Annotated in this window: 18 protein-coding genes; 9 read left to right on the top strand and 9 right to left on the bottom strand. The window is 66.4% G+C overall.

The genetic code is table 11. The features are described 5' to 3' along the window. The first annotated feature begins 6 nt into the window (after positions 1–6). Together secF and EJI00_RS16495 are read left to right on the top strand one after the other, a co-directional pair. Positions 7–966, top strand: a complete 960-nt coding sequence (gene secF, locus EJI00_RS16500; RefSeq protein ID WP_126748580.1) for a protein translocase subunit SecF — start codon at positions 7–9, stop codon at positions 964–966. A gap of 137 nt (positions 967–1,103) precedes the next feature. Then, complete coding sequence (locus EJI00_RS16495; RefSeq protein ID WP_126748579.1) at positions 1,104–3,491, top strand: DUF1631 family protein; 2,388 nt, start codon at positions 1,104–1,106, stop codon at positions 3,489–3,491. Positions 3,492–3,495: 4 nt separating this feature from the next. Here EJI00_RS16495 and EJI00_RS16490 read toward each other — a convergent pair whose 3' ends face one another. The 3 genes from EJI00_RS16490 to EJI00_RS16480 form a co-directional block, all read right to left on the bottom strand. Next, complete coding sequence (locus EJI00_RS16490) at positions 3,496–4,014, bottom strand: DUF494 family protein (RefSeq protein ID WP_126748578.1); 519 nt, start codon at positions 4,012–4,014, stop codon at positions 3,496–3,498. A gap of 80 nt (positions 4,015–4,094) precedes the next feature. Then, positions 4,095–5,234, bottom strand: a complete 1,140-nt coding sequence (gene dprA, locus EJI00_RS16485; RefSeq protein WP_126748577.1) for a DNA-processing protein DprA — start codon at positions 5,232–5,234, stop codon at positions 4,095–4,097. 30 nt (positions 5,235–5,264) lie between these two features. Then, a complete protein-coding gene (locus EJI00_RS16480) occupies positions 5,265–6,479 on the bottom strand; it encodes a LysM peptidoglycan-binding domain-containing protein (protein WP_126748576.1) in 1,215 nt (404 codons plus the stop codon). Positions 6,480–6,640: 161 nt separating this feature from the next. Here EJI00_RS16480 and def point away from each other — a divergent pair, with 161 nt between their 5' ends. The 5 genes from def to EJI00_RS16455 are packed head-to-tail and all read left to right on the top strand — an operon-like array spanning position 6,641 to position 9,683. Continuing rightward, positions 6,641–7,162 (top strand): peptide deformylase, encoded by a 522-nt coding sequence (gene def / locus EJI00_RS16475; protein WP_126748575.1) that lies wholly within the window; start codon positions 6,641–6,643, stop codon positions 7,160–7,162. Position 7,163: 1 nt separating this feature from the next. Next, positions 7,164–7,658 (top strand): hypothetical protein, encoded by a 495-nt coding sequence (locus EJI00_RS16470; protein WP_126748574.1) that lies wholly within the window; start codon positions 7,164–7,166, stop codon positions 7,656–7,658. Beyond that, positions 7,655–8,608: a methionyl-tRNA formyltransferase gene (fmt, locus tag EJI00_RS16465; protein WP_126748573.1), complete on the top strand. Its 954-nt coding sequence runs from the start codon at positions 7,655–7,657 to the stop codon at positions 8,606–8,608. The genes EJI00_RS16470 and fmt overlap by 4 nt, the downstream gene beginning before the upstream one ends. Next, a complete protein-coding gene (locus tag EJI00_RS16460; RefSeq protein ID WP_126748572.1) occupies positions 8,608–9,348 on the top strand; it encodes an AzlC family ABC transporter permease in 741 nt (246 codons plus the stop codon). Before fmt ends, EJI00_RS16460 begins: the two co-directional genes overlap by 1 nt. Further along, a complete protein-coding gene (locus EJI00_RS16455) occupies positions 9,345–9,683 on the top strand; it encodes an AzlD domain-containing protein (RefSeq protein ID WP_126748571.1) in 339 nt (112 codons plus the stop codon). The genes EJI00_RS16460 and EJI00_RS16455 overlap by 4 nt, the downstream gene beginning before the upstream one ends. A gap of 17 nt (positions 9,684–9,700) precedes the next feature. On the opposite strand, the gene EJI00_RS16450 is transcribed toward EJI00_RS16455, so the two are convergent. Genes EJI00_RS16450 through EJI00_RS16425 form a run of 6 tightly spaced genes read right to left on the bottom strand, consistent with a single transcriptional unit; the run spans position 9,701 to position 15,225 of the window. Then, positions 9,701–10,678 (bottom strand): Bug family tripartite tricarboxylate transporter substrate binding protein, encoded by a 978-nt coding sequence (locus EJI00_RS16450; protein ID WP_126748570.1) that lies wholly within the window; start codon positions 10,676–10,678, stop codon positions 9,701–9,703. A gap of 41 nt (positions 10,679–10,719) precedes the next feature. After that, entirely contained in the window at positions 10,720–11,697 is a 978-nt protein-coding gene (locus EJI00_RS16445; RefSeq protein WP_126748569.1) for an MBL fold metallo-hydrolase, read from the bottom strand. Continuing rightward, on the bottom strand, positions 11,694–11,897 hold the full coding sequence (locus EJI00_RS16440) for a DUF2783 domain-containing protein (protein ID WP_126748568.1): 204 nt from the start codon (positions 11,895–11,897) through the stop codon (positions 11,694–11,696). Before EJI00_RS16440 ends, EJI00_RS16445 begins: the two co-directional genes overlap by 4 nt. Beyond that, positions 11,894–13,543, bottom strand: coding sequence for an FAD-dependent oxidoreductase (locus tag EJI00_RS16435; protein WP_126748567.1), 1,650 nt, complete (start codon positions 13,541–13,543; stop codon positions 11,894–11,896). Before EJI00_RS16435 ends, EJI00_RS16440 begins: the two co-directional genes overlap by 4 nt. A 7-nt stretch (positions 13,544–13,550) precedes the next feature. Then, positions 13,551–14,672 carry an alpha/beta hydrolase family protein gene (locus EJI00_RS16430; RefSeq protein ID WP_126748566.1) on the bottom strand — a complete coding sequence of 374 codons (1,122 nt, stop codon included), beginning with the start codon at positions 14,670–14,672 and terminating at the stop codon, positions 13,551–13,553. After that, positions 14,665–15,225 (bottom strand): VOC family protein, encoded by a 561-nt coding sequence (locus EJI00_RS16425; RefSeq protein WP_126748565.1) that lies wholly within the window; start codon positions 15,223–15,225, stop codon positions 14,665–14,667. The genes EJI00_RS16430 and EJI00_RS16425 overlap by 8 nt, the downstream gene beginning before the upstream one ends. An 88-nt stretch (positions 15,226–15,313) precedes the next feature. On the opposite strand from EJI00_RS16425, the gene EJI00_RS16420 reads away from it, so the two are divergent. Then, positions 15,314–16,219, top strand: a complete 906-nt coding sequence (locus tag EJI00_RS16420) for a LysR family transcriptional regulator (RefSeq protein WP_126748564.1) — start codon at positions 15,314–15,316, stop codon at positions 16,217–16,219. A 93-nt stretch (positions 16,220–16,312) separates the two neighbouring features. After that, positions 16,313–17,506 carry a phosphoglycerate kinase gene (locus tag EJI00_RS16415; protein ID WP_126748563.1) on the top strand — a complete coding sequence of 398 codons (1,194 nt, stop codon included), beginning with the start codon at positions 16,313–16,315 and terminating at the stop codon, positions 17,504–17,506. Positions 17,507–17,523: the final 17 nt, after the last annotated feature.

The raw sequence follows: 17,523 nt of genomic DNA, 5'->3' as shown, positions 1-17,523 counted from the left end.
AGCGCCATGGAATTCTTCCGCATCCACAAGACCATCCCGTTCATGCGCCATGCATTGGTGCTGAACATCATTTCCTTTGCCACCTTCGCACTGGCGGTGTTCTTCCTGCTGCACCGCGGGCTGCACCTGTCGGTGGAGTTCACGGGCGGCACCGTGATGGAGGTCGCCTACCAACAGTCGGCCGACATCGGCAAGGTGCGCGAGGCCGTCAGCAAGCTCGGGTACCCCGAAGTGCAGGTGCAGAGCTACGGCACTTCGCGCGACGTGCAGATTCGCCTGCCGGCGCAGAAGGGCATGAACTCCGACCAGCAAAGCGCGCAGGTCATGCAGGCGCTGAAGTCGGTCGATCCTTCGGCCACGCAGCGCGGCATGGAGGTCGTCGGTCCGCAGGTCGGCGAAGAGCTCACCACCAACGGGCTCAAGGCGCTCGGCATGGTGGTGGTGGGCATCATGATCTACTTGGCGATCCGCTTCGAATGGAAGTTCGCCGTGGCCACCGTGCTGGCCAACCTGCACGACGTGGTCATCATCCTGGGCTTCTTCGCTTTCTTCCAGTGGGAGTTCTCGCTCGCGGTGCTTGCGGCGGTGCTCGCGGTGCTGGGGTATTCGGTCAACGAATCGGTCGTGATCTTCGACCGGGTGCGCGAGAACTTCCGGCGCTACCGCAAGATGAGCACGGTCGAGATCATCGACAACGCAATCACCTCGACCATCAGCCGCACCATCATCACCCACGGCTCGACGCAGCTGGTGGTGCTCTCGATGTTCTTCTTCGGCGGGCCGACACTGCATTACTTCGCGCTCGCGCTGACCATCGGTATCTGCTTCGGCATCTACTCGTCGTGCTTCGTGGCGGCGGCGATTGCCATGTGGCTCGGCATCAAGCGCGAAGACCTGATCAAGGGCACGCCGGTCAAGCGCGACGGCGATTCCGAGGACGACCCCAACGCCGGCGCCGTGGTCTGACGGCATCGAATCGAAGGGAAGCGCCGCGGGAAGTCAGCAACTGCAAGGAAGCTGATGCACACTTGTGCGGTTGCTTTTCCCGATGCAAGCTCTCGGCTGTTGCCGAATAGAGCTTCACCGGCCTTCCCGATCTTTCAATGAGTATTGCGCGGTCCGCCTCTTCCTTGCAGCTCGCACGCGAGACGCGTGAGCGTTTCGTGCTGGCGACCGGGAGCGTCATCGTTCCCCTGGCGCAGGCCATCCGGGACCGCCTGACCAAGCAGGCTTCGGAGATCGGCAGCGCGCGCGCCATGCAGGAAAGCCGTGACGATTTCGTGGCATTCCAGGGGCAGGCCACGCAGTGGGTTTCACTTGCCCAGGCCAGCTGGCGCAAGTCGGTGAACGCTCCTGGTGCGTCGGCCGGCGCACCGTCCACGGGCGGGCTGCGGCTCGAACTGATCGGCGACGACGTGATGGAAAGCAACATCCTGTCGTCGCGGCTGGCGCAGGCGATCCAGGAAAAGGCGAGTTTCGAGCTCAGCGACCTGCGTCTGCGTATCCAGCACCTGGAAGGCACCACCGAGTTCGACGCCAATGATGTGCTCAGGCCCGAAACGCTGTCCAAGCTTCTGGTGGACCAGTGGCTGGCGGCCGGTTTGAGCCGCACGCTCTGGGCCCGCGTGCAGGAAACCGTGCAGCAGCATCTGGTCGGCGTGGTGGTCAAGGCCTACGAGGACGCCAACGCGTTCCTGGTCTCCAAGGGCGTCATGCAGGAGATCGATCTCAAGAATTTTGTGCGCCGCACAGGCGCTTCCGGCGGCGGCCCGGCAACGGTGCCGGGGTCGCCGTATGCCGGCGGCGGCAGCGCCCAGGCACCGGGCGCCGCTTCGCGCCATGGCTCGGATGCATCGCCGCAAACGCGGGGCTTGGCCCCGTCGGTGCCTCTCGCAACGACCGGCGGCTCGCCGCTGCTGCTCGCCCGCCAGCGGGCGCAGACGGCGTTGCTGAGCCTGAAGCGCTTCGTCGCCGCCCGTATCGGCGCGGCAGACATGCAGTCCACCATGTCGTCCTCGCCCCAGTCGGTTGCAGGAATGGACGGCCACGCAGTGGCGGGGAGCGGCGTCAGCGGCGGCGGCACCGCACCGGCCGCTTCGAATACCTTTGCGGCCGTGATCGCCGACGCCGAAGCCGCCTACAGGATGGCCGCCACGCAGTACATGCAGAACCCCGGCGACCAGGCCACCATGCTCCAGCAGGCGTCGGTCGATCTGCGGCGGCGCAGCGCCGAGATCAAGAAGCGCGCGCCCACCACGGCCGACAAGGCGACCGTCGAGATCGTGGCGCTCATGTTCCAGGCGATCCTCGCGGAGGAGCGCATTCCTTTCTCGGCCCGCGTGTGGTTTGCGCGGCTGCAGATGCCCGTGCTGCGCGTGGCCATTGCCGAGCCCGAGTTCTTCGGCACCCTGCAGCATCCGGCGCGCATGCTGATCGACCGTATGGGCTCCTGCGTGATGGGCTTCGACGCCGCGGCCATTTCGGGCAGCGCCCTCGAAGGCGAAATTCGCCGCGTGGTGCAGGTGATCGAGCAATACCCCGAAACCGGGCAGCGCGTCTTCAAGCTGGTGTTCGACGAGTTCGTCGCGTTCCTGGGCCGCTACCTCACGCAAAGCGACACCACCCAGCGTGTCATGAGCGTCGCGCAGCAGGTCGAGCAGAAGGAAACGATGGCGATCCAGTACACCATCGAGCTGCGCAAGATGCTCAACGACATGCCGGTGCGCGACGAGATCCGCGAGTTTCTCTTCAAGGTCTGGGCCGAGGTGCTGGCCATTGCCGCACTGCGCTACGGCGCCCAGGGCGAACAGACGGTCATGCTCAAGCGCGTTGCCTCCGAACTGGTGTGGGCCGCAAGCGCCAAGCCCAACCGCGCCGACCGCGCCCGCGTGATCCAGGACCTGCCGCAGCTGCTGCAGCGCCTGCGCCTGGGCATGAACCTGCTGGGTATCATCGACGAGCCGCAGGAAGCCCACATCAAGACCATCGGCGCGACCTTGTCCGATGCCTTCCTGTCGAAGACCGAGGCCATTCCCGCGGCCAAGATCGAAGCCATGGCCGAGCGCCTGGCGCACCTGGAAGACTTCGTGAGCGACGAAGGCGGCGCTTCCAACTTGCCGCTCGATGCGAACAGCATCGAACTGCTGCTCGGTGTGGACGCGGCCTCGATCGAGGTGGTGCCCGACACCGCCGGTAGCGTGGTGGCCGAAGACATGCTCGAGTGGGCGCACGAACTTCAGGTGGGCAACTGGTTCATGCTCGACCACAACGACCGTGTGAGCCAGGTGCAGTTCGTCTGGCGCAGCGACCGCAAGCAGTTGCACCTGTTCGCCTCGGCCGACGGCCGCAGCTTTCTCATCCAGGTCGGCCGGCTGGCCAACTACCTGCAGGCCGGCCTGCTCGTACCGGCCGAGGAAGAAACCCTCACGGTGCGCGCCACGCGCGAGGCGCTCGCCAAGCTCGACGCCAACCCGGAGCGCCTGCTGAACTAGCCGGCTAGTGCGCGATGCGACCCTCGCGGCTTTCGCAGAGTTCGTCGAGCACCAGCGCGTCGGGCTCGATGCCGGTGCTCCAGTGCACCATCAGCACGATGATCTTGAGTTCGTCGAGCGCAACCGGGTCGCCCGGTGCGGCCATGGCGCGCTCGATGACGATTTCGCGCAAACCGCAAGACAGCACGTTCGACGACTCGAGAAAGCGGATGAAGCCGAGGCAATCGGCGCCCAGGTGCTCCTGCTCGGCCTGGGAATACACCCGCATGGCATTGCTCGACTGGGGCAGCGCGGCTTCGGGGGCGCCCCGCAGCGTGACGGTGGCAATGGCGTCGTCATCGGCGCTTCGCTCGAGCTGCATGCCTTGGGTTGCAAGGCTCAGGCCGTCGAGCCAGTGCAGCGCATCGCGGATCTCTTCGGCCTCGAAGCCGTGGGCGCTGAGCTTGCGGCCCAGTTGTCCGGGTTCGGGGCAGGCATCGCCGCGCCAATAGTTTTCGTAGACAAAAACAAGCACTTCGAACATGAGCCCAATATAGCCGAAGCTTGTTGCGAGCTCCCGGGCTTCATGTCACTTCTTCCGTCCTTTTTGGCGGAAGGAAAATACTAGGCCGCGGCCGTTCTCTGGAAGAGCCCGCCGGGCAGGCGCGCCACATGGCCGTCGAGTTCGAGCTCGAGCATCTTGGCCTGCAGCTCGGCCGCGCTCCAGCCGGTGCGCGCGCTCAGGGCGTCGAGGTTCACCGGATCGAAGCCCAAGGCCTCGAGCAGCGGATTTTCAGCGGCTGAAGAGGAGGCGCCCGCATCGCCGAAAAGACCCGCATTCGCGCTGGCTGCGCGCAGGTCCGGCAGCTCTTCGATGATGTCATTGACGGACTCGACCAGCTTTGCGCCCTGGCGGATCAGCGCGTGGCAGCCGCGCGATTGCGGCGAATGGATCGAGCCCGGAATGGCGAACACTTCCTTGCCCTGTTCCGAGGTCAGGCGAGCCGTGATCAGCGAACCCGACTGGAGCGCCGCCTCTACGACCAGCGTGCCGCGCGCCAGGCCGGCAATGAGGCGGTTGCGCTTTGGGAAGTTCTGCGTGAGCGGAGGCGTGCCGAGTGGCAGCTCGCTCACGATGAGCCCGTGCTGCGTGATGCGGTGCGCCAGGTCGCGGTGCCGGGCCGGGTAGACGCGGTCGAGACCGGTCCCCACGATGGCCACGGTCGCGAGCCGGGGCGCATCGCCGGCCGCGTCGAGCGCGCCCTGGTGCGCGGCGCCGTCCACGCCGAGTGCCAGCCCCGAAATCACCGGCAAGCCCGCGTCGCCCAGCGCCCGTGCAAAGGCGCGCGCATTGGCGGCACCCTGCGGCGTGGGGTTGCGGCTGCCCACCACCGCAATGCTGTTGGTGAGTTGTGTCAGGTCGAAGTCCGCTGCGCCGAGCACGTAGAGCATCAGCGGCGGGTCGACCATTTCGAGCAGTGACGCCGGATAGCCCGCATCGCCCAGCGTCACGATACGGCGGGCGGTGCCGTCATCCGGGCCGGATTGCAGCCACTGCCAGGTCAAGTCGATTTGCGCCTGCAGGCCATTGGGGGGCTGCTGCAAGGCGTCCGCTTGCGACACCACCTGCCGGAGCGCCGCGGCGGGTTGCGCAAAAATGCCTTCAGGCAGCCCGAAGGCCGCCAGCAGCTTGCGCGCGGCGCCGTCGCCGATGCCCGGCGTCAGTGAAAGCCGCAGCCAGCCTGCGAGTTCTGCGCGTTCCAAACGAAGCGAAAAATGGAAAGCGTGAAGGCGTCAGGGATTGACGAGGAAGTCGCCGGCGCGCGGGGTGTCGGTGATTTCGAGCACCAGCGCGTACGACACCTTTTCGAACGGGCGGAACACCATCAGCAGGCCGATGCGTTCGTTCGGAAGCTTGATCGTTTCCTTGCGTTCGCCGGTGCGGTCGAGAATGGTTTCGCCGTTCTTCAGAATGGCCAGCACGTGGCCGCTGTCGACGCCGTCGCGCGTGCCCTTGTTGATGGCCACCACCTGGTTCTGCGCCGCGAACTGCACCGCATTGCCATAGACCGAAATGATGCGGCCTTCGACCTGAGTGGAAGGGGCGCGCGGCGCGTAGCTCAGCAGCTGGCGCGGCGGCTCGGGCAGCAGGCGGTCGCCGGCGCGGATTTCCTCGCGGGCGGCGATGATGTCGATGCTGGCCGGCACCACCGTGATGACGTCCTTGTCTTTCTGGGTCTCGACCGTGGTCGATTCGCCGCGCTGGAGCTGGGCCTTGCCCAGGTACTGCGCTTCGTAGCCGAGGATTTCACCCGTTCCCGGGTCCTTCAGCGGCGTGGCGCTGCGGAACACGCGGAAGTTCTTCAGCGGACCGGGCGTTTCGAGCAACGGCGTATCGGCATTGCCGCGCGCATAGGCGCGGTCGCCGCGCGACAGCAGCACCCGGCTGTCATTGCCGGCCACGATGCGCGGCGCGCTTTGCAGCGTGTCGGCGTCCACCACGATCGGCTCGCTGAGGAACGGCTCGATGATGCTCGGGTTGAGCGTGGGCAGCGCCATGCCGGCCAGGGAATCGAAGCGCGTGCGCGGCGACAGCTTGATGGTGCCGCCGTCTGCGCTGCCGCCCGCACCGCGGCGCATGGTCAGGCGTGCGCGGCCGCCCGTCTTGTCCAGGTAGAGAACTTGGCCCGGGTAGATGCGGTGCGGGTTCGCAATTTCGTTGATGTTCATGCCCCACAGTTCCGGCCAGCGCCAGGGGCGCAGCAGGTAGAGGCGCGAAATGGCCCACAGCGTGTCGCCGGGCTTGACCGTGTATTCGTCCGGCGCGCTGGCCGCCAGTTCGCTCAGCGGAACGCCGTTCTGGGCGGTTTGCTGTGCCGTGGCGCGTTGCTGCGGGGTGACGGGGTAGTTCTGAGCCCAGGCCGTCGTGCCGCCGCTGATCACCGCAAGGGCTGCCAACGTGGCGAAAAGATGCGGGCGCTGGCGGACAGGGGTTCGGAGCTTTTTCATGTCTGGATGGGTGAGCGCATCAAAGTATCGGTGCGCATACGAATCTCACAATTTGCTACGAATTCTGCGCCCGAAGCCCTTTAAAGGGCAACGTTTTCAGGCGATCCGAGCTCATCCCGTCGCGGAATTGGCGAAAATAGCCACAACTTTTCCCGTTTTTCATGGCCAAACGAATCATTCTGAGTTACCCGGACAAGCGCCTGCACACGGTCGCCAAGCCGGTACAGGGCGTCGATGCACGCATCAAGGCCCTGGTTGCCGACATGCTGGAAACCATGTACGACGCCAACGGCATCGGCCTGGCCGCCACCCAGGTCGATGTGCACGAGCGCCTGGTCGTCATCGACGTTTCCGAAGAGCGCAACGAGCCGCTGGTGCTCATCAACCCCGAAATTATCTGGGCAAGCGACGAAAAGGTGCTGAACGAAGAGGGTTGCCTCTCGGTCCCCGGCATTTACGACGGCGTGATGCGCTCCACCTCGGTCAAGGTCCAGGCCCTGGACGAAAACGGCGAACTTCGCACCATCGAGGCCGAAGGCCTGCTCGCCGTGTGCATCCAGCATGAGCTGGACCACCTGCTGGGCAAGGTGTTCGTCGAATATCTGTCGCCGCTCAAGCGCAACCGCATCAAGAGCAAGCTGCTCAAGCAGCAACGCGAAGACGCCCGAGAGGGCAGGGCCTGATATGCGTTTCGCCTGGCCGAGTGCTTTCGTCGTTGCCGCCGGGCTGCTGCTGGCCGGCTGCGCCAGCGAACCGACACGCATCGTGCCGGGCACCACGGCGGCCGAAACCCTTCAGCGCCTGGGCCCTCCGACGGGCCGCTATCCGCTCACGGGCGGCGGCGAACGCCTGCAGTATTCGCGCATGCCCGCAGGCTTCGAGGTGACCGACATCGACGTCGATGCCTCGGGCAAGGTCGTGTCCGTGACGCAGGTGCTCAACGAGGCGCGCTTCGGCCACGACATCAAGGTCGATCGCTGGCGCCAGAACGACGTGATCGCCTTTTACGGCCGCCCCTATGAAATCAGCCGCGTCAGCTCATTCGACGGAGCCGTCTGGACCTGGCGCTACAAGGCCGTGAACGAGCGCCGCATGCTCTATATCTACATCGACCCCACCGGCGTGGTTCGCCGCTATCACACGGGGGATGACCTCGAACTCGATCGGATCCGGGATTGAACCCCCTCAAGGTCGTTTTTGCGGGCACGCCCGAGTTCGCGCGCGTCGCGCTCGAGGCCATTGCCGCAGCCGGACATGAGGTGGTGCTGGTACTCAGCCAGCCCGACCGACCCGCCGGGCGCGGCATGAAGCTGCAGGCCTCTCCCGTCAAGCAATGCGCCGTGGCCAACAAATGGCCGGTGGCGCAGCCGCGCAGCCTGCGGCTCGGCGGCAAGTACCCTGAAGACGCCTCGGCCGCGCGCGAGGCCCTGTTGGCAGCAAAACCCGACGTGATGGTGGTTGCCGCCTACGGTCTCATCCTGCCGCAATGGGTGCTCGACCTGCCGAAGTTCGGCTGCCTCAACATCCACGCCAGCCTGCTGCCGCGCTGGCGAGGCGCAGCGCCGATCCACCGCGCCATCGAGGCCGGCGACACGCGAACCGGCATCACCATCATGCAGATGGACGCCGGCCTGGACACGGGCGACATGCTGCTGCGCGAGCCGGTGGATATCGGCAACGACAGCACCGCCCGCCTGCACGACCGGCTTGCCGAACTGGGCGGCCGCATGATCGTCCAGGCCCTGGCCGACATCGGCAAGCTGGAGCGCACCCCGCAGCCTGCCGAAGGCGTGACCTACGCCAACAAGGTCGAAAAGCACGAAGCGCAGGTCGACTGGAACCAACCCGCTGACGCCATTGTGCGGCGCATTCGCGCTTTCGATCCGTTCCCTGGCGCCAACAGCCCGCTCGACGGCGAGACCATCAAGCTCTGGGCCGCCTACGCGGCGCCCGCCGAGCAATCGGCTGCGCCCGGCACCGTCCTCGCCGTAACCGACGCGGGCGTTGCGGTGGCCGCGGCCGGCTCGATCGTGATGGTCACCGAACTCCAGCGTCCCGGCGGCAAGCGCCTGGCCGTGGCCGATTTCCTGCGCGGCTTCGACCTGAAGCCCGGGCAGGTGTTCGGCTGATGTTCCTGTCCGCAGCCATCCGCCGCCGCCCAGAATTCCGCGCCGGCATCCGCGACATGTCCTCGGCCGCTCTGGGCATCGGCGCCTGGGGGCTCATGACCGGCGTTGCCATGGTCAAGTCGAACATGAGCGTGCTGGAATCGGTGGCGATGACACTGCTGGTCTACGCCGGCAGTTCGCAGCTTGCGGCCATTCCGCTGCTGTTCGCAGGCGCGCCGGCCTGGGTGATATTGGCCACGGGCTTCTGCGTCAACCTGCGCTTCGTGGTCTTCAGCCTGCACTTGCGGCCGTACCTCATGCACATGCCGCGCTGGCGCCGCATGACGCACGGCTATCTCACGGCCGACCTGAGCTATGCGCTCTTCACCCGGCGCTATGCGTCGCCGCCGGTCGGGCCCGACGAGCAGAAGGCCCAGGAGGCCTATCTCACCGGCAACTACTTCGTGACCTGGTGCTCCTGGATGGGCATGAGCCTGCTGGGCATTGCGCTCGCCAACTTCATTCCCCAGAACTGGGGCCTCGGCTTTGCGGGCGTGCTGAGCCTGGTGGCCATCGTCTGCTCGATGGCGACCACGCCGCTGCGCATGCTGGCCGCGCTGATTGCCAGCGTTACCGCGGTGGCAGCCTATACGCTGCCGCTCAAGCTCAACATCGTGGTGGCCATCGGCACGGCGGTGCTGCTGTGCTTCTGGCTCGAGAAGCAGCTCGGGCTCGACCCGGATGCGGAAGACAACAAATGAGCGGCACCACCGATTTCTGGACGCTCGCGATCATCGTCGGACTGGCCGGGGTGACCGTGCTCACGCGGTGCTTCTTCTTCATTCTCGACCGGCCCTGGGGCTTGCCTGAATGGGCGCACCGCGCGCTGCACTACGCGCCGGCCGCGGCATTGGCAGGCGTGATCGCGCCCGAAATCGTGATGACCCAAGGCCACCTGATCAACACGCTGCACGATGCACGTCTGTACGCGGCGGTGGTTGGCGCCGCTTATTACTACTGGCGGCGCGGCGTGCTCGGCACGATGCTGGCGGGCATGGCGGTGTACCTGCCCTTGCACCTCGGGCTGGGCTGGTAGCCGGGGGGAGTTCTTTTTCAGTCCAGCTTCACGCCGGCGGCCTGGATGATCTTGCCCCAGCGTTCGCTCTCCGCCCGCGAGAGTTTGTAGAACTCCTGCGGCGTGCCCGGCAGCGGCTCGAAGCCGAAGTCCGCGAACAGCTTCACCACCTTGGGTGCCTTCATCGCCTTCTGGAGCTCGCTGTTGATGCGCGCGACCGCTTCCGGCGGCATGCCGGCCGGGCCGATCAGACCGTGAAAGGCATAGGCGTTCACGTCGCTGAACCCGGCTTCGACGAAGGTCGGCACTTCGGGCAATGCGCCCGCACGCTGCGGCAGCGCAATCGCGAGCACCCGCACCTTGCCCGCCTTGATGATCGGCAGGCCCGAGGCCAGATCGAGCATCATCGTCGGCACCTGGCCGCCCATCACGTCGGTCATCGCGGGCGCGGCGCCCTTGTAGGGCACGTGCGTGATGCTGATGCCGGCCTTCTGCTTGAAGAGCTCCATGGCCATGTGGTGCGGCGAGCCGTTGCCGGGCGAGGCGTAGCTCACCTTCTCGGGGTTGGCCTTCACGTGGCGCACGAACTCGGCCACATTCTTCGCGGGAAAGTCCGGGTGCACCACCAACGCCACCGGAAAGCGGCCGATGGTGCCGATGTAGGTGAAGTCGCTCGCGGGCTTGTAGGGCAGCTTGGCGAACATGTGCTCGTTGAAGAGAAGCGCCGCGTTCTCGGCCTGCATGATCGTGTAGCCGTCGGGCTTGGCCTGCATCAGCACCGACACGCCGATGTTGGTCGATGCGCCGGGTCGGTTGTCGATGATGAGCGGCTGCCCGAGCGAAGGCTGCATGGCCTCCGCCAATGCGCGCGCCAGGTTGTCGGTGCCGCCGCCGGCCACGTAGGGCACGATCCACTTGACGGGTTGGCTGGGGTAGGCGGCCTGTTGGGCAGATGCGAAAGGCACCGCCGTAGCCAGCGCAAGGGTTGCTGCCAGCAGGGGAAGAAATCGTTTCATCGCTTGTGTCTCCGTTGCTTGTTTTGAAAATCGGTAGCGGGTCAGTCCCCGCGCAGCGTCTGCCAGAGCTCGCGGTCGCGCTCCGCCGTCCACACCACGGGGTGTTCGATGCCGCGCAACTCGTCATAGGCGCGCGATACATCGAAGGGCAGCACGTGCTGGAACACCGGCCATGCGCCGAAGCGCGGGGTCATCGCCGCTTCTGCGCGCGCGAAGCAGCCCTTGAGCGTTTCGCCTGCGGCAATGCCGGCTTTCACGCTGCCGAGCAGGGTTCCAAGAAAGGCTTGGGTGAGTTCGATGGCTTCGGCGCAGGCGGCTTCGTCCTGCAGCACAGCGCCGCGGCCCGGCACCAGCACGCGGGGCTTGAGGGCGCGCACCGCATCGAGCGTGCCGGCCCAATCGCCGATGTAGGCATCGCCCGCGTACACGCCGCAGTGGTTCTCCACCACGTCGCCGGAGAACAGCACGCTGCAGTCGGGTAGCCAGGCGACGGTGTCGCCGCTCGAGTGACCACGGCCCAGCGCCATCAGACGCAGTTCGCGGCCGAGGCCGGGACGTGGACCGAGCCACAGGCTCATCTCGCGCTCGAAGCTCATCGTCGGAAAGGTGAGGCCCGGAATTTCTTCCACGCCCGCGAAGAGGCGCGGAAAGCGTCCGACCTCCGAATCGAAGTCGGCCTGTCCGCGCGTGCGGATCCAGTCGAGCGTGCCGTTGCTCGCGATGATGTTCTGCACTTGGTCGAAGGCGCTCGCGCCCATCACGCGCACTGCGTGATAGTGCGTGAGAACGATGGTCTTGATCGGCTTGTCGGTCACCGTGCGAATAGCGCCGAGAAAGTCGCGGGCCATGCGCGGCGTGGGCCGTGTGTCGATCAGCACCACCTGCTCGTCGCCGACCACGAAGCCGCAGTTCGGATCGAAGTCGCTGATGTAGCCGTACACGCCGGGCGCGAGTTCCCGCAGTTGCGGTTTCTGCTCGCGTGTGTCGGAGGCGGAAGCGAAGGAGACGTTGGCGTTCATGGGGCTTGATTGGTCGTGAGGTCTTCGGCCGCTGCGCGAATGCAGTCGAGCAGCACGGCCTGGTCGCCGCACTGGTTGGCCAGCAGCAGCACGAGGCGGGCATTGAGGTCGGCGCTCTGTGTTTCGCTCAGGCCCTCGTGGGCTGCGAGCAAGGCGGCATAGAAGCCGTCGGGATCGGGGATGCGGGGCTCGGTGATCATGGTTGAGTGTTCCGGGCAAGCGCTTTGCGCAGCGCATCGGCGATGGCTTTAGGCGTGGCGTGCGGCAGCGTCGCGGCGCAATAGGCATCGGGGCGCACGAGCACCAGGCTGCCCGCGTCACGCAGGCCCAGGTGGTTCGTGAGCCGTTCGTCGGCTTGCAGCGTCGGCAAGCCGCTGTCGCCGCCGATGGCCAGCAGGCGCCGCGGCAACGATGCCGTCGCTTCCATCGCCGCGTCCGCCTCGGCGCGTGTCGGCGCCAGCCACAGTCCAATGCATTGCGTGCCATCGGCCAGCAGCTGCATCAGCGTCGTCTCGCTTCCGTCGGCCCAGCGCAGCGGCAGGTTCTGTACGCTGCGTCCGCCTTCGGGCAACTGCGGCGTGGGTGGATAGTCGTTCGCAACCGACATGCGGCCCGTGTTCACCAGCGCTCGCGCAAACGGATGGCGCGCGGCCAACGACACCACGGCGCGGCGCAGCGTGTGCTCGGCCGGCGAACGCGGTGCGAGGAAGCGCGCCGAGCGGCTCGTCACCCGCAGGTTCTCTTGCGCGGCGGGCTGGCGTTCGGCGTCGTAGCTGTCGAGCAGCGCATCGCTCGCCTGCCCGCGCGCAAGGAGCGCCAGTTTCCAGCCGAGGTTCGCCGCATCCTGGATGCCGCTGTTGCCGCCGCGCGCACCGAACGGGCTCACCACGTGCGCGGCATCGCCGATGAAGAACACATTGCCGTGGCGAAAGCTGTCGAGCAGGTGATCGCGGTAGCCGTACGGCCCGATCCACACGAACTCGAACTCCACGCCCGGCCCGAGCTGTTCGCGCAGCCGTGCGCCCGCGACTTCGGGCTTGCTGATGTAGCTCGTGTCACAGTCCTCGGGCATCTGGTAGTCGATGCGCCACACGCCGTCGGCCATCAGGTGCTGCCACACGCCGCGGCCTTCGTTGAAGGGCGCGTCGACCCACGTCCAGCGCTCCGTCGGCAGCGGCTTCTTGAAGCGCACGTCGCTGATGCACCAGCGATCGGTACTGCGTGAGGAGTGGGCATCGATGCCCAGTTGCGTGCGGATCGGGCTGTTGGCGCCGGTGGCGTCGATCAGCCGGTCGGCCTCGATCGTGTAGCGGCCGTCAGGCGTCTCGACCTCGATGCGCACGCCGTCGTGCAACTGCTCGACGCTGGCCACGCGGCTCTTCCAGCGCACGTCGGTCAAGCCGAGTTCGAAGATGCGTTCGACCAGGAACCACTCCACGTAGAACTGCTGCAGGTTGATGAACGGCGGTTGCCTGGAGACGCTGTTCGCCTGCAGATTGAAGTTGTACACCTCCTGCTCGCCCGAGAAGGTGCGCCCGAAAGACCAGGTGATGCCCTTGGCGGCCATGCGCTCGTAGATGCCCAGGCGCTCGAAGATTTCGAGGCTCTTTTGCGCGTAGCAGATGCCGCGCGACGAGGCGCCGCGCACGCCGACGGTGTCGTCCTCGTCGAGCAGCACGGCGCGCACGCCGCGTTGTGCCAGGTCGCAGGCCAACGTGAGGCCCGAAGGGCCGGCGCCAACGATCACGATCGGGTGGCGAATGATTCGGGTGCTGCCCAGTTCGGGCGGCGGTGTGAAGGGCCAGCTTGGCAGTTCGTAGGCCGGCGCAAATGCAAAGGTTTCCATGTCTGGTCTACAGCGCGTGGGCAAATTCGGCAATTGCGTCCGCCGCCTTCGGCACCAGTTCGGGTTGCCCCGCGAGATAGTGGTTGCCGCCGACGATGTCGACATTGCGGATGCGCGCGCCGCCGGCGGCCATCCACGTATCCCGTGTGCTCGGAAAGGTCGACTGGTCGCCCGTGTAGGTGAGCAGCAGCTTGGGCACGGTGGTGCGCGCGAGATTGGTGGGCCCGTCCGCTTGCGAGCGCGAAGACCACTGCGAAAGAAACGCAGTGAGCGACGTGGTGCGTCCCATCGCATTGGCCGAGTAGTTCACCTGCCGTGCGTCGCCCCACACGCTGCCTGGCAGCCGATCGTTGGCATCGAGCGAAAGATCCACGCAGCGCGGGTCGGCATGCGTGCGATAGACGACAAAGGTCTGGTCGCGCGGCGCGCCCGGTGTGCGGCGCAGCAGCGCGAGCCGGTCGATGCACCATTGCTCGATGCGCTCGAGCCGGGCCTTCTGCGCCGCGCTGAAGCGGGCGAGAAATTCGGGCTCGTAGGGCACGCGGTGGCGCGGGTCGTACATGTCGAGTTCAGGGTCCACCGAGAGCGGGTCGTGCTCGTCGGTGACCGACGGGTCGATCCAGTCGCGCATCAGCCGCGTGCGGCCCAGGTGCGCGGCGCACAGGGCAATGCCGTCCACGGGCGGCAGGTCGTCCGAATGAAGATGCGTCGGATCGCCGTCCGGAAAGTGCGTGGCCGTGAGCTTTTCGGCCTGCGCCTGGTAGAAGCTCGCGAGCGCCGCGCCGCCCGAGTTGCCGACCAGGAACACCTTTTCGTAACCGGCCGCGCGCAGGTACTGCACGCCGGCCCCCAGGTCCTGGATGGCGCGCTCCATCAGCAGCACCGTATCGTTGCCTACGTAGCGTGAGTTCAGCCCCATGCAGCAGATGCCGCGTTCGGCCAGCGGGCCGATGAGGTAGTGGCCCATGAAGTTGCTGGTCGGGTGCATCACGATGGCCGCGATCTTCTTGGTGCCTTGCGGCGCGCGAAAGGCGCCATAGATGCGCGGGCGCAGCATCTGCAGGCCCGACTGGCTCTCCATCGCAGCACCGGGCTTCACGTCGATGACGGCGAGCTGCAACTCAGACATCTGCAGTGCCCCTCGCTGTGCGCAGCTCGGCCTTGCGCACGGTCCACGCGTCGAGGTCCGCGCGGGCGCGCCGCGCATGCGCTTCCATCTCGGCCTGTGGCACGGTCGGCGTGGTCAGTTCGACGCGAATGCCGTTGGGGTCGAAGAAGTAGATCGATTCGATGATGTGGTGGTCGGTCACGCCCAGCACTTCAACACCGGCGCTCTCCAGCCGCGCCTTGGCGGCGAGCAGATCGTCCACCGAATCCACCCGCAGCGCGATGTGGTTCACCCACGCGGGCGTGTTGGGCGAAGGCAGCGCGGCAATGTCGTCCCCCAGGTCGAAAAAGGCGATGTAAGAGCCGTCGCGCATCTGGAAAAAGATGTGCACATAGGGGCAGTACTCGCCCGTGCTCGGCACGTGGTCGCTCTTGATCACGTGCGCGAGCGGCAGGCCCAGCAGGTCTTCGTAGAAGCGGCGGGTTTCCTCGCTGTCGCGGCAGCGCCAGGCAAAGTGGTGCAGTCCGCGCACTGGCGGGGCGGGTGGGGGCGCCGTGTGGTCGGTCGTCGGCATGGCTTCTTGTCTCCGGTGAGCCGTTATTGGGCGACGCCGCGTCTTATGATGCAATCGAAATTAATTCATCGATTGATGAAATAGACATATGAATTTGACCCTGCGCCAATTGCGTGCCTTTGCCGCGGTGGCCGAAACCGGCGGCTTCACTGCCGCGGCGCAGCAGCTGCATCTCACGCAATCGGCGCTCAGCGTGCTGGTGCGCGAACTCGAGCGCGAAATGGGCGTGAAGCTGCTCGACCGCCATACCCGGCGGGTGCAGCTTTCCGAAGCGGGGCGCGAGTTCCTGCCCTCGGTGCACCGGCTGCTTGGCGACCTGACGAGCGCGGTGGCCGGCGTGACGGATTTGCGTGACAAGAAGAAAGGAGTGTTGCGCCTTGCAGCGCCCCAGCTCATGGCCTGCACCCTGATGCCGCGGGTGATCGCGCTCTATCGCGAGGCCTACCCCGACGTCGACGTTCGGCTTGCCGACACGCTGCCCGAGCACCTGCTCGCCGGCGTTGCAGCGGGCGACGTGGAGCTTGCGGTTGGGCAAGACGTGGCGGTCGATGCAGCCATCGACCGCCGCACGCTGCTGCGCGACAGGCACTGGCTGATCTGCCCGCCGGATCACGCCTTTGCCAGGCGCCGCAAGGTGCGTTGGCATGAGCTCGGGCCGTACACCTTCATTGCGCCCACGCGCGACTTCCGCCAGCGCGTGCTGCCCGAGCTGGCCCCGGCGGAGCGCGACTACATGCTGCGACCGGGCACTCAGGAGGTGTCGTACATGACCACCGCGCTCGGCATGGTGGCCTCGGGGCTGGGGCTGACCGTGTGCCCGACCTATTCCGCGCCGCTGGTGCGGGCCCACGGCCTGCAGATGGTGCGGTTGGAGTCGCCCGATTTCCATCGCGAAGTGTGCATCTACAGCGCCGCGCGGCGCACGCTGTCGCCCGTCGCCGCGAGCTTTGTCGAAGTCCTGGAACGCTTCGCCAGGGCGCAGCCAAAGGGTTGACGCAAAGCATCGGAAAGCCGCAAGAAGCGCGTAGAGCCCCCGCTGGGCGAAACCTACAATGCGGGGCGACTTGTCTTCCACCACACACAGACCATGAACGTCATTCGATTCACCGACCTCTGCGCGCAGGGCAAGGCCGCCGGCCAGCGCGTCTTCATTCGTGCCGACCTCAATGTGCCGCAGGACGACGCAGGCAACATCACCGAAGACACGCGCATCCGCGCCTCGGTGCCCTGCATCCAGCTGGCGCTCGATTCCGGCGCCGCCGTCATGGTCACCTCGCACCTGGGCCGCCCGACCGAAGGCGAGTTCAAGCCCGAAGACTCGCTTGCCCCCGTGGCCAAGCGCCTGGGCGAGCTGCTGGGCCGCGAGGTTCCGGTGGTGGCCAACTGGGTCGACGGTGTCGACGTGAAGCCCGGCCAGGTCGTTCTGCTCGAGAACTGCCGCGTCAACAAGGGCGAGAAGAAGAACGACCAAGCGCTGGCCCGCAAGCTCGCGGCCCTCACCGACATCTACGTGAACGATGCCTTCGGCACCGCTCACCGCGCCGAAGCCACCACCTACGGCATTGCGCAGTTCGCCAAGGTGGCCGCGGCCGGCCCGCTGCTCGCAGCCGAGCTCGACGCCATCTCGAAGGCGCTGGCGTTGCCCAAGCGGCCACTGGTGGCCATCGTGGCGGGTTCGAAGGTGAGCACCAAGCTCACCATCCTCAAGAGCCTGTCGGCCAACGTCGACCAGCTGATCGTCGGCGGCGGCATCGCCAACACCTTCATGCTCGCGGCCGGTCTCAAGATCGGCAAGTCGCTGGCCGAGCCCGACCTGATCGACCAGGCCAAGGAAGTGATCGAATCCATGCGCGCACGCGGCGCCGACGTGCCGATTCCGGTGGACGTGGTCACGGCCAAGACCTTTGCGGCCGACGCGCCCGCCACGGTAAAAGACGCGAGCAACGTGGCCGATGACGACCTGATCCTGGACATCGGTCCGAAGACCGCCGAGATCCTTTCGGCGCAACTGCGCGAAGCCGGCACCATCGTGTGGAACGGCCCGGTGGGCGTGTTCGAGTTCGACGCCTTCGCGGGCGGCACCAAGGCCATTGCGCAGGCCATTGCCGAGAGCAGCGCCTTCTCGATCGCAGGCGGCGGCGACACGCTCGCGGCCATTGCCAAGTACGGCATCGAGAAGCAGGTCGGCTACATCTCGACAGGCGGCGGCGCCTTCCTCGAGGTGCTCGAGGGCAAGACGCTCCCTGCCTTCGAAATCCTTGCCAAGCGTGCCGCAGGCTGATTTTTCGCGCCCGCGCC

The sequence above is a fragment of the Variovorax sp. DXTD-1 genome (assembly GCF_003984625.1).
Classification (GTDB): domain Bacteria; phylum Pseudomonadota; class Gammaproteobacteria; order Burkholderiales; family Burkholderiaceae_C; genus Variovorax.
This window is presented reverse-complemented; position numbering and strand designations above follow the sequence as displayed.

Coding starts and splice junctions, on each gene's coding strand:
- EJI00_RS16490 (WP_126748578.1), bottom strand. CDS start 4,014: ATGTTCGAAGTGCTTGTTTTTGTCTACGAAAACTATTGGCGCGGCGAT.
- EJI00_RS16415 (WP_126748563.1), top strand. CDS start 16,313: ATGAACGTCATTCGATTCACCGACCTCTGCGCGCAGGGCAAGGCCGCC.
- EJI00_RS16450 (WP_126748570.1), bottom strand. CDS start 10,678: ATGAAACGATTTCTTCCCCTGCTGGCAGCAACCCTTGCGCTGGCTACG.
- EJI00_RS16445 (WP_126748569.1), bottom strand. CDS start 11,697: ATGAACGCCAACGTCTCCTTCGCTTCCGCCTCCGACACACGCGAGCAG.
- secF (WP_126748580.1), top strand. CDS start 7: ATGGAATTCTTCCGCATCCACAAGACCATCCCGTTCATGCGCCATGCA.
- EJI00_RS16420 (WP_126748564.1), top strand. CDS start 15,314: ATGAATTTGACCCTGCGCCAATTGCGTGCCTTTGCCGCGGTGGCCGAA.
- EJI00_RS16425 (WP_126748565.1), bottom strand. CDS start 15,225: ATGCCGACGACCGACCACACGGCGCCCCCACCCGCCCCGCCAGTGCGC.
- EJI00_RS16460 (WP_126748572.1), top strand. CDS start 8,608: ATGTTCCTGTCCGCAGCCATCCGCCGCCGCCCAGAATTCCGCGCCGGC.
- EJI00_RS16480 (WP_126748576.1), bottom strand. CDS start 6,479: ATGAAAAAGCTCCGAACCCCTGTCCGCCAGCGCCCGCATCTTTTCGCC.
- EJI00_RS16440 (WP_126748568.1), bottom strand. CDS start 11,897: ATGATCACCGAGCCCCGCATCCCCGATCCCGACGGCTTCTATGCCGCC.
- EJI00_RS16470 (WP_126748574.1), top strand. CDS start 7,164: ATGCGTTTCGCCTGGCCGAGTGCTTTCGTCGTTGCCGCCGGGCTGCTG.
- EJI00_RS16430 (WP_126748566.1), bottom strand. CDS start 14,672: ATGTCTGAGTTGCAGCTCGCCGTCATCGACGTGAAGCCCGGTGCTGCG.
- EJI00_RS16435 (WP_126748567.1), bottom strand. CDS start 13,543: ATGGAAACCTTTGCATTTGCGCCGGCCTACGAACTGCCAAGCTGGCCC.
- EJI00_RS16495 (WP_126748579.1), top strand. CDS start 1,104: ATGAGTATTGCGCGGTCCGCCTCTTCCTTGCAGCTCGCACGCGAGACG.
- EJI00_RS16455 (WP_126748571.1), top strand. CDS start 9,345: ATGAGCGGCACCACCGATTTCTGGACGCTCGCGATCATCGTCGGACTG.
- def (WP_126748575.1), top strand. CDS start 6,641: ATGGCCAAACGAATCATTCTGAGTTACCCGGACAAGCGCCTGCACACG.